Below are 9592 nucleotides of genomic sequence, written 5' to 3' on the forward strand. Positions count from 1 at the left end.
ATAACTCCTACTTTATTTTAGACAAAAATACATTCCTGCAAGTCTTTGAATGATGCCCTTTATCTCCATTTGAATTAGTAAGCCACTAATTTCAGCTATAGATAAATTTAAGGATTGGCTAATTTCTTCTATATGGAGCTTATCTTGGTTTTGCAAGAGGTGGTAAATATTTTTTTCATTTTCAGAAAGATGCTCTATGGTATGATTTTCTTTTTTGTTTTGAGGGAAGTTGATTTGTAAGGAAAGTGTTTCTAAAATATCTTCTGTTTGTTGTACCAAGTAAGCTCCTTCTTGGATAAGACGGTTGCAACCTTCAAAACTGTACATTTTAGTAGTTCCAGGAACAGCAAATATCTCTCTGCCATATTCTAAAGCATATTTAGCAGTAATAAGCGCACCACTTTTTTTAGGTGCTTCCACTACTACAACCCCAGAACAAAGACCACTAATTATTCTATTGCGAGAGGGGAAATTTTGTGGTTCTGGAGTAGTATTGGGTAGATATTCAGATAAGATTAGACCATTATTTGCTATGTCTTTTTGTAACTTAGAGTTTTGATAGGGGTAATTTATATTCACTCCACATCCAAGTACTGCTATTGTTTTTCCTTTATGTAAAAGAGCTGCCTTATGAGCAGCAGCATCAATACCTAAGGCCAAACCAGATACTACGCATATTCCATTGGCACTTAAATTAGAAGCTATTTCCTGGGCCATTTTGAGGCCATAGGTACTGGCCTTTCGTGACCCAACTAAGGCTATTTTAGGATAAGACAATAAGTTAATGTCTCCTTGATAAAATAAAATAGATGGGGGAGTAGAGATTTCTTTTAATAGTTCTGGATAGATGTCATCAGTTAAAAGTATATACTTGACGTTAGATTTCTTGATAAGTTGTATTTTTTGTTCAGCTAAATTTTGAATTTTAGCTTTATGACTTTGCGATAATTCTATGGTTTTAGAAGTTAGATTCTTTAAAACCTTATCAATATTTTTCCACGCTTGACTCGCTAGATGGGTAATAGAGATGATTTTTTTTATAGAAGCTGGCCCAATGCCTTTTATTGAGGTTAAACATAAAAAGGCAAAAAGCTCTTGTTCTGTATCCAGGCTGTTCATTGAAGCATTTTAAGTTTTTTCTTAGCCTTGGCTACAACGTCACTTTTGGGGTAGTCCTGAAGAAGAATTTTTAGATAAAATTTAGCATTCTCTTTGTCCCCTAACTCAGCATAAGCATAGGCAATTTTTAATAAAGCATGAGATGCTTTGTAATGTGTAGGATAAGAATTAACAATTCGTTTAAAGGTTAGAATAGATTTGGCATATTTGCCCTCACCATAATAACTTTCTCCTATCCAATAAAGGGCATTAGGAACTAATTTACTTTTAGGATAAAATTTTAAAATATTGTTTAACACAGTACGTCCTTTTTTTAATTTATTAGCTAAAATTAAAGAAAGGCCTTTTTGATATAAAAAGTTATCTGACTGCGTTAGGTTTGATTCTTGCTCGCTTACAGAAATATTATTTGTCTTATTTGAAGAAATATCATGAATATTGCTATTGGTGGTTAAAGTAGAATTTTGCGCATTGCTTTCTAACTTAGATATTTTTTGTTCAAGTAAAACTGTTTTACTTTCTAGGTTACCAACTTTTTGCTGAAGTTGAAGAATTTGATTAGAGTTTTTATCTATTGCTTTTTTTTGCTTTAAAAGCTGGTGTTTAAAGTTTAAAGAATTTTCTTCTAGACTTTCCATACGCCACTCTAAAGATTTTGAATTTTGTTGCTTTGGTTGGTGCAAAGAACATCCTATGCTTAACAATACACTTATAAATAATACGCTCGCTTTCGTGTTTTTATACTCAAACATAATTTATTCCTTTTTTATTATTAAATCTAAATATTTTTTATTCTACTCTAAAAATAATTTTCTTTCAAGAATAGAAATTAGAAACAAATTCCAAATTTCAAAATAGCTAACTAAGATATTAACCTGAAAATGAAATTCTCCTCTTGACCTATAAGATAAAGGCATTATTAGTTGATAATGTTAACTATGGAGGCAAAGAAAATGGTTTCACGAAGAAAGTTTATTCAGAGCATGTTAGTGGCAGGTAGCAGTTTAATGTTACCTGGTACAATACAGGCTTATGAGCAGGGAGAAGAGATAGCAACTCTTTTAGATTTAAGTAAGTGTGTTGGCTGTGGGGCATGTGTAGACGCATGTAAGGAAACAAATGCCCATAAATTCCCCAGGCCTAAGAAACCATTTCCTAAAATGTATCCCAAAAGAGTAAAGGTCTCAGATTGGTCTGATAAACAAGATGTAGATGACAGACTGACTCCCTATAATTGGCTTTTTATTCAAACTGCTAGTGGTGTGTGGAAAGGTGAAGAGTTTGAGATTAATATCCCTAGGCGTTGTTTGCATTGTGTAAACCCTCCGTGTGCCAATTTGTGTCCCTGGGGAGCTTGTTCAAAGCAGAAAAATGGTATTGTAAGAATTAATTCCGATATCTGTTTGGGAGGTGCTAAGTGTAAAAAAGTGTGTCCATGGCATATTCCAGAGCGCCAGACAGGTGTTGGTTTATATTTAAAGCTTTTGCCTTCTTATGCTGGTAATGGGGTAATGTATAAATGTGATCGTTGTTATGATAGAATTGCGCAAGGGAAATTGCCAGCTTGTATAGAGGCTTGTCCTGAAGGGGTTCAAACCATTGGCCCACGATCAGAAATTATTGCCAAAGCCCATAAATTGGCAAAAAAGATGAAAGGTTATATTTATGGTGAAAAAGAAAACGGAGGGACAAATACTATATATGTGTCTCCTGTTCCCTTTGAAATTCTCAATAAATTTATTGAAAAGGGACCTGGGCGCCCTCATTTAAGTCAAGTATCTTATTCTATGGCTAAAGAAGAAAATTTGGGTTTTGCTGTACTTACTGCGCCAGTAGCTGGCTTTGCTGCAGGAATTTTAACTGTGTTAAATAAAGTAAAACAGAGGAAGGATCATGAATTGGAGTAAAAATTTTAAAAGGTTTTTTTATTTTTTGGTAATCATGCTAGCTTTTACTGGGTTTGGGCAAATGCCTATTTTTAAACGCTATTATCTTGCAGATATCCCTGGGTTTGGCTGGACAGCTGATTTTTATTTTAATCATCGTTTTCATTATGTGTTATCTATGATTTTGTTGTTAATTTTATCTTTTCAGACAGGGAAGGTACTTGCTTTAGGTAAGATAAAGAAAGTTTCTTTCTGGGGATGGGTAAGTATATTAATGTGGATAGGAGTAGTTGCAACAGGTATTATTAGAGTGTTGAAGAATTTTCCTCATATTTATTTTTCGCCCACTACTGTTGTGATTATTGACTGGAGTCATTTAGGATTTGTTTTCTTATTAGGACTTGCTTTCTTATTGAGAAAATTAATGAGAAAAAGTTATTTTATTTGATTTAATTTATTTAATATTTAATATGTCTAAAATATACTCTAAACGATGGGTATATGTATGTTTCTGTAGAATAATTTTTTTCATATGAGTTTGAATATCTTGTTTTAAGTATTTCTCTTTTTCTAGAGTTGAGATCTTATTAAGTATTTCTTTTTTATTCTGAAATGAAATAAGCTTTATTATATCATTGGGGAAGATATTTAATCCAGTTGAAAAATCAGTTAATAAAAAGCCATTACTTATCCAAACGTCAAAGTGACGTTGATTAAGGCTATTTGGTAAATGAAAGCTAGTTAAATTTAGAATATAATGTGCAGTTGTATAGATATTTTTTAATTGAGAATAATAATCCACAGGTCCAGAAATAGAAATATTTGAAAAAAATTTTTCCCAAGTCATATCTCCTATGATTTGTAATTGAAAATGTTTAGAAATAAATTGAAGAATTTGTATTCTATAATACAGATTTAGTTCTTCTAAATGGGCGCCAATATTGCGTGTTTTTGCAGGAGTAAGTGGTATATATTTTGTTATCCAAGCACAATCTGAACGTTTTCCAGAGTCTATTTGTTTTTTCCCTTGGAATAAAATTTTTGTTTCTAAAGTTTGGCCTGCGAAGTATTTATTTTTATTTGGAAAATGAACTCTGCCAATAAAGGCTATTTCACTTTCCCATTTTTTTTGTTTTTTTGTCTGTTGAAAGAAGCATGGTTCTGTAGCTAGGGGTAAGTAAAAAACTTTACTAAAGCCTGCTTGTTTTAGGAAAGGAGTAAAAAAATTATCTGTAATGAATATAGGTAGTTGAGAGATAAAGTTGCCTTTAAATTTGGTTAAAATATACCAAGGATTATCTACTATCCAAAGGGCTAAAGGAATATTTGCGGCTTGAAAAATGGCCTGTACTACTCCTAGCTTGTCTAATCCTCTGCCGTTTAAAGAAATAACTAAACAAGGTCTTTCAATAGAAAGATCTTGTTTGAGGTTTTGAGGAGAGGTTATAGTTTTTAGTTGAAGATGAAAGCCTAATTTTTGAGCGGCTAAATCAATTTCTTGAGTTAAGAGATTGTTTTTGTGAGCTAGAAGCCAAATTTTTTTTTGTACAAGAGAAGTGCTTGGTTTATAAATTTGACCCAAGATAGGTTGCCAAAAAGAAGGGAAGTATTCTAACGAAGGATGGTATAACCAGATTTCAGCCAAATTTATTAAATCATTATTTAATTTATTGGGGGGTAATAAGATAATGTTTTGGGTGAAAGGATCTAATTTATTTAGAATTTGAGGAGTTTCTAAAACAAAAAATTTTGAAGCTTTTGGGACTAAGTGAGGTAAAATTGTTTGGTTTGGTCCTATACCTAAAAAAAGAGGGAATTGTCCTGGCTTAATTTTTTTAAAAAATATTTTACCGTGGCCGAGAGTCTTTTCTTGACCTGTCTCTGTTTTTATCCTTAAATTCTCAATTTGACGCATGCTATTTTTATGAATTAATGACTGTGGGTGTATTTTTTATAAACATTTTAAGTTTTTATAGGAATTTATTTAAAAAGTGAAGCAATACAGAGATTATTACTTTAAAAAAGCGAAGCAAGAAAATTATCCTGCTCGTTCGGTTTACAAGTTAAAAGAAATTGATGCTCGTTTTAAATTATTAAAAAGAGGTTTTAAGGTATTGGATTTAGGGGCATCTCCTGGTTCGTGGACATTGTTTTGTAGCAAAAAGGTGGGTCCCAGTGGGTTTGTGGTAGGTGTTGATTTAAATCCTCTTAAAATTACTTTGCCTAAAGGGGTTTATTTTTTCCAAGATGATGTCTTTTCTCCTTCTGATAGTTTAAAACAACAGTTTGATGAGTTGGGTGAATTTGATCTCGTTTTAAGTGATATGGCTCCTAAAACTACAGGCATAAAATTTGCCGATCAAGCGCGGTCTTATGATCTTGCAGTAGAGGCACTTTTTGTAGCTAAAAAATGGTTAAAGCAAGGTGGTAATTTTGTAGTAAAAATATTTGTAGGTCCAGATGTTCCAGAGTTTTTAAAACAGACTAGAGAGATTTTTAAACAAGTAAAACAATTTAAGCCCAAAAGTTCTCGTTCAGAGAGTAAAGAAATTTTTATTATTGGATTGAAAAAGATATGAGAAAGTAATTATTTAAAAAGTTGAAATTAATATTTTTAGGAGGCAAATACATGGCAGGACATAGTAAATGGCATAATATTCAGCATCGAAAAAGCAGGCAGGATGCTAAAAAGAGTAAAATTTTTACTAAAGTTACTAAGGAAATTGTTTTAGCAGCTAAGGCTGGTGGAGGAAATCCAGAGACCAATCCCCGTTTGAGAGCTGCGATAGAGGCTGCTAGGAGTGTTAATTTACCTAAAGATAAAATAGAGACAGCAATTAAAAAAGGTACGGGTGAATTGGGAGGAGATAATATTGAAGAAGTTATTTATGAAGGATATGGGCCCGGTGGAGTGGCGATTTTAATAGAAGCTGCTACTGATAACAGGAATAGAACTGTGGCTGAACTTAGGCATATACTTTCTAAAAATGGCGGCTCAATGGGAGAATCTGGATGCGTTGCCTGGATGTTTGAGAAGAAGGGAGTGTTTTCTTTTGCTAAGGATAAATATAGCGAAGAGGAACTTTTAGAAATTGGATTAGAAGCAGGTATTGAAGATATAGAAGATGATGGAGATGTATGGCAAGTTAAGTGTGATCCTAAGGATTTTTCAAAGGTAAAAGCTTATTTTGATGAACAAGAAGTAAAATATATAGAAGCACAACTTACTATGATCCCTCAAAATACTGTAGAAGTAGACGTAGAAACAGGACAAAAACTTTTAAAGCTTTATGATGCATTAGATGATCATGATGATGTGCAAAACGTATATGCTAATTTTGAATTGCCTGATGAACTTTTAAATGAGTTAGGATAAGTATGTTAATTTTGGGTTTAGACCCTGGCTCTAGATGTATGGGGATAGGCTTAATTGAGGAACAAGAGGCTGGTTTGAGGTTGATTTTAGCCAAGGCCATCTATCCCCCTAAAGGTAATGATTTGGGAGAAAAATTAGGTTTTATTTTTAAAGAATTGGTAGAATTAATAGATACATTTCAACCCAAAGAAGTAGCTATAGAGGATGTTTTTTTTGCTACCAATGCTAGGTCAGCTTTAAAATTGGGCCAAGTAAGAGGAGCAGCAGTTGCAGCGTGTGCGTGGAAAAATATTCCAGTATTTTCCTATGAACCGACTAAAGTTAAACAGAGTGTAGTTGGTGTTGGTAGGGCTAGTAAAGAACAGGTAAGTTTTATGGTAAAACAAATTCTCAAAGTAAAGGATAATTGGCCTCTAGATGTGAGTGATGCTTTGGCTGTTGCTATTGCTCACCTTAATACTAGACGTTTTAATAAAATGGTTCAAAGCAAGTGATAGCATATTTAAAGGGAAAGCTCCTTTTTATCTCTCCAGATAGTGTTATTTTAGCTGTTCAAGGAGTTGGATATGAGGTGTTTTTACCTACAAGGATTTTAAGCCAATTAGAGCAAGGTCAAGATGTAGAGTTATTTACCTACACAGTAGTGCGAGAGGATGTTTTAGATTTGTATGGTTTTTTATCTTGGCAAGAACGGTCTACCTTTGCTACTTTACTTTCTATTCCTAAAATAGGGCCTAAGTTAGGTTTAGCCATCTTAAATAAATTTACACCTGAAGATTTAGCTCAGATTGTTTTTAGAGAAGATGTGTCTAGGTTGGCTTCTGTGCCTGGTATTGGAGCTAAGACAGCTAAAAAAATATTTTTAGATCTCAAAGATAAATTGAAAATTTCTAATGTAGAAGATAGGTTTGCTCCTATTGAATCGGGAGATAAAGGGTCTATTTTAACAGATACTTTAGAAGCTTTGAAAGGACTTGGTTATACGGAAGAAGAAGTGTTACCTCTAATTAAAGAAGTATTAGCGCAAGATGAAAGTCTAGATGTATCTTTGTTGATTCGGGAAGTGTTAAAGAAAAAAGCAAATTTAAAAACCTAAAAATTATAGGTAATTATTAGTTTTATGAAATCTGGCATAGAAGATAATATTCGTCCTCAATCTTTAGATGAGTTTATTGGTCAAGAAGATGTTTGTAATAACTTAAAAGTTTATATCCAAGCAGCTAGAGAAAGAGGCCAACATTTAGATCATACGTTACTTTATGGAAATCCTGGACTGGGAAAAACTACCTTGGCTTATATTATGGCTAAGGAGTTGGGGGTAAATATCGTTTCCACTTCTGGTCCTGTATTGGAAAGAAGTGGTGATTTAGCAGCTATTCTTACAAGTTTAAAGCAAAATGATATTTTATTTATTGATGAGATCCATCGGCTACATCCAGCAGTAGAAGAAGTGCTTTATCCTAGTATGGAAGATTTTAAGTTAGACTTAATAATAGGACAAGGTCCTGGAGCTAGAACTGTAAAGATAGACTTAGAACCCTTTACTTTGGTTGGAGCTACTACAAGGCTTGGCCTTTTAACTTCTCCGTTAAGGGATAGATTTGGGGTGATTTGCAGGCTTAATTTTTATAAACCTGAAGAACTAGCTCAAATTGTTTTAAGGGCTGCAAAAATTATTGGAATTGAAATAGAAAAAGAGGCTGCTTTAGAGATAGGTCGCCGTTCACGAGGAACACCTAGAATAGCCAATAGATTACTTAGGAGAGTAAGAGATTTTGCCCATGTAAAAGGTTTGAGAAAGGTTTCATTTCAATTAGCAAAGGACTCTTTAGATTTAATGGATGTAGATGCTAAAGGTCTTGATATTATGGATAGAAAAATTTTAGAGTGTATAATTTTAAAATATGGCGGCGGACCTGTAGGGGTAAAGACTATTGCTGCTGCGATCTCTGAGGAAGTTAGAACAATAGAAGAAATATATGAACCTTTTTTAATTCAGTCAGGGTTTATAAAAAGAACACCAAGAGGAAGGATTGCCACCCCTTTAGCATATAAACATTTGCAACTATCTTTTAACAAAGATTTGCCTGTAGATGAAGGTTAATCTAGGGTGTTATATTTACTCTTGTGAATAGAGCTTTAATTAAAAGGAGTTTTTAAATGCCTGTTACTGCTTTAAAAGTAGAACTTTTAGCCATGACTCCCGATGCAATGACTTTAATTTATGCTGCTTTTAGACAATGTTATGCTAAGGGATTTGTGGGCAAGGATTTTAAAAAATGGGTAAAAGGCGAAGTTCCTTTGGAACAACAAAAACAGTTTATAGAGAATATTTTGGCCTCAGGGCATCAGAGCCCTATTGAGCATGTAAGTTTTACCTTTGCGGTAGAAGGGGTCTCTAGAGCCCTTACCCACCAGCTAGTACGACATAGAATCGCTTCTTATTCCCAACAAAGTCAACGCTATGTAGATGCAAAAGATTTTTGTTATATTCTTCCCCCTGCAATTGCTAAAAATGAAGAGGCAAAAGCAATTTTTGAAGAATTTATGACTCAGGCGGCAGAGACTTATGCAAAGTTGCAGGCTATTTTAGAGGATTCAGGCAGAGGGAAAAAGGCTAATGAAGATGCTAGATATGTACTTCCTAATGCGTGTGAGAGTAAGATAGTGTTTACGATGAATTGTAGGAGCTTGCTTAATTTTTTTGAACTGAGGTGTTGTAATAGAGCTCAGTGGGAAATTAGAAATATGGCTTGGAAGATGTTAAAGTTGGTAAGAGAAAAGTTGCCAGTTGTTTTTAATTTAGCAGGACCTAAATGTGAGAGATTAGGATATTGTCCAGAAGGAGAAAAGTTTAGCTGTGGGAAATATCCTTGTAAACTAGGCTAAGAAATATTAAAAACCCTTTTCCTTCACATCTTTAAAGGTAATAAAGATAACAGGGTATTTACCTTGATGTTCTTTAAATTCTGGCAAAGTTTCTATTTTTAAACCCTTAAATAAATCCCTAGCATTTTCATTTTTATCAAAGAAATATCTTAGCATGGAAAGGTTTAAGGTTTTTCCAAATCTTCTTGGTCTAGGAATAAGAATAACATTGTTATTTTCCCTAATAATCTCTGAGATAAATTCAGTTTTATCTATAAAATAACAATTATTTTGGCGTAGATTTTTGAAATCGCTTTCACCAATGGGAAGTTTTTGCATGGTT

General features: G+C 33.4%; 12 protein-coding genes. 8 read left to right on the forward strand and 4 right to left on the reverse strand.

The window, feature by feature from the left end; genetic code table 11:
* Positions 1–12: 12 nt before the first annotated feature.
* Positions 13–1119, reverse strand: a complete 1107-nt coding sequence (gene dprA, locus BLP60_RS10215; protein WP_092066653.1) for a DNA-processing protein DprA — start codon at positions 1117–1119, stop codon at positions 13–15.
* Positions 1116–1871 (reverse strand): tol-pal system protein YbgF, encoded by a 756-nt coding sequence (gene ybgF, locus BLP60_RS10220; RefSeq protein ID WP_092066656.1) that lies wholly within the window; start codon positions 1869–1871, stop codon positions 1116–1118. Before ybgF ends, dprA begins: the two co-directional genes overlap by 4 nt.
* 201 nt (positions 1872–2072) lie before the next feature.
* Between ybgF and BLP60_RS10225 the strand changes: the two genes are divergently transcribed.
* Positions 2073–3026, forward strand: coding sequence for a 4Fe-4S dicluster domain-containing protein (locus BLP60_RS10225; RefSeq protein ID WP_234970991.1), 954 nt, complete (start codon positions 2073–2075; stop codon positions 3024–3026).
* Positions 3013–3453 (forward strand): hypothetical protein, encoded by a 441-nt coding sequence (locus tag BLP60_RS10230; RefSeq protein WP_092066658.1) that lies wholly within the window; start codon positions 3013–3015, stop codon positions 3451–3453. Before BLP60_RS10225 ends, BLP60_RS10230 begins: the two co-directional genes overlap by 14 nt.
* Before the next feature lie 6 nt (positions 3454–3459).
* Here BLP60_RS10230 and BLP60_RS10235 read toward each other — a convergent pair whose 3' ends face one another.
* Entirely contained in the window at positions 3460–4920 is a 1461-nt protein-coding gene (locus BLP60_RS10235; protein WP_092066660.1) for a glycosyltransferase family protein, read from the reverse strand.
* A 76-nt stretch (positions 4921–4996) separates the two neighbouring features.
* Here BLP60_RS10235 and BLP60_RS10240 point away from each other — a divergent pair, with 76 nt between their 5' ends.
* Genes BLP60_RS10240 through thyX form a run of 6 tightly spaced genes read left to right on the forward strand, consistent with a single transcriptional unit; the run spans position 4997 to position 9270 of the window.
* Positions 4997–5584: an RlmE family RNA methyltransferase gene (locus BLP60_RS10240; protein ID WP_092066662.1), complete on the forward strand. Its 588-nt coding sequence runs from the start codon at positions 4997–4999 to the stop codon at positions 5582–5584.
* Positions 5585–5634: 50 nt separating this feature from the next.
* Entirely contained in the window at positions 5635–6381 is a 747-nt protein-coding gene (locus BLP60_RS10245) for a YebC/PmpR family DNA-binding transcriptional regulator (protein ID WP_092066664.1), read from the forward strand.
* Positions 6382–6383: 2 nt separating this feature from the next.
* Entirely contained in the window at positions 6384–6875 is a 492-nt protein-coding gene (ruvC, locus tag BLP60_RS10250; protein ID WP_092066666.1) for a crossover junction endodeoxyribonuclease RuvC, read from the forward strand.
* Positions 6872–7477, forward strand: a complete 606-nt coding sequence (gene ruvA / locus BLP60_RS10255; RefSeq protein WP_092066668.1) for a Holliday junction branch migration protein RuvA — start codon at positions 6872–6874, stop codon at positions 7475–7477. Before ruvC ends, ruvA begins: the two co-directional genes overlap by 4 nt.
* Before the next feature lie 24 nt (positions 7478–7501).
* On the forward strand, positions 7502–8485 hold the full coding sequence (ruvB, locus tag BLP60_RS10260; RefSeq protein ID WP_092066670.1) for a Holliday junction branch migration DNA helicase RuvB: 984 nt from the start codon (positions 7502–7504) through the stop codon (positions 8483–8485).
* Between the two features lie 56 nt (positions 8486–8541).
* Complete coding sequence (gene thyX, locus BLP60_RS10265) at positions 8542–9270, forward strand: FAD-dependent thymidylate synthase (protein ID WP_092066672.1); 729 nt, start codon at positions 8542–8544, stop codon at positions 9268–9270.
* A 6-nt stretch (positions 9271–9276) separates the two neighbouring features.
* Here thyX and BLP60_RS10270 read toward each other — a convergent pair.
* On the reverse strand, positions 9277–9592 hold a 316-nt coding region (locus BLP60_RS10270; RefSeq protein WP_200779131.1), incomplete at its 5' end, for an AAA family ATPase.

Origin of the sequence: Desulfonauticus submarinus, from assembly GCF_900104045.1 — a bacterium.
Lineage (GTDB): Bacteria > Desulfobacterota > Desulfovibrionia > Desulfovibrionales > Desulfonatronovibrionaceae > Desulfonauticus > Desulfonauticus submarinus.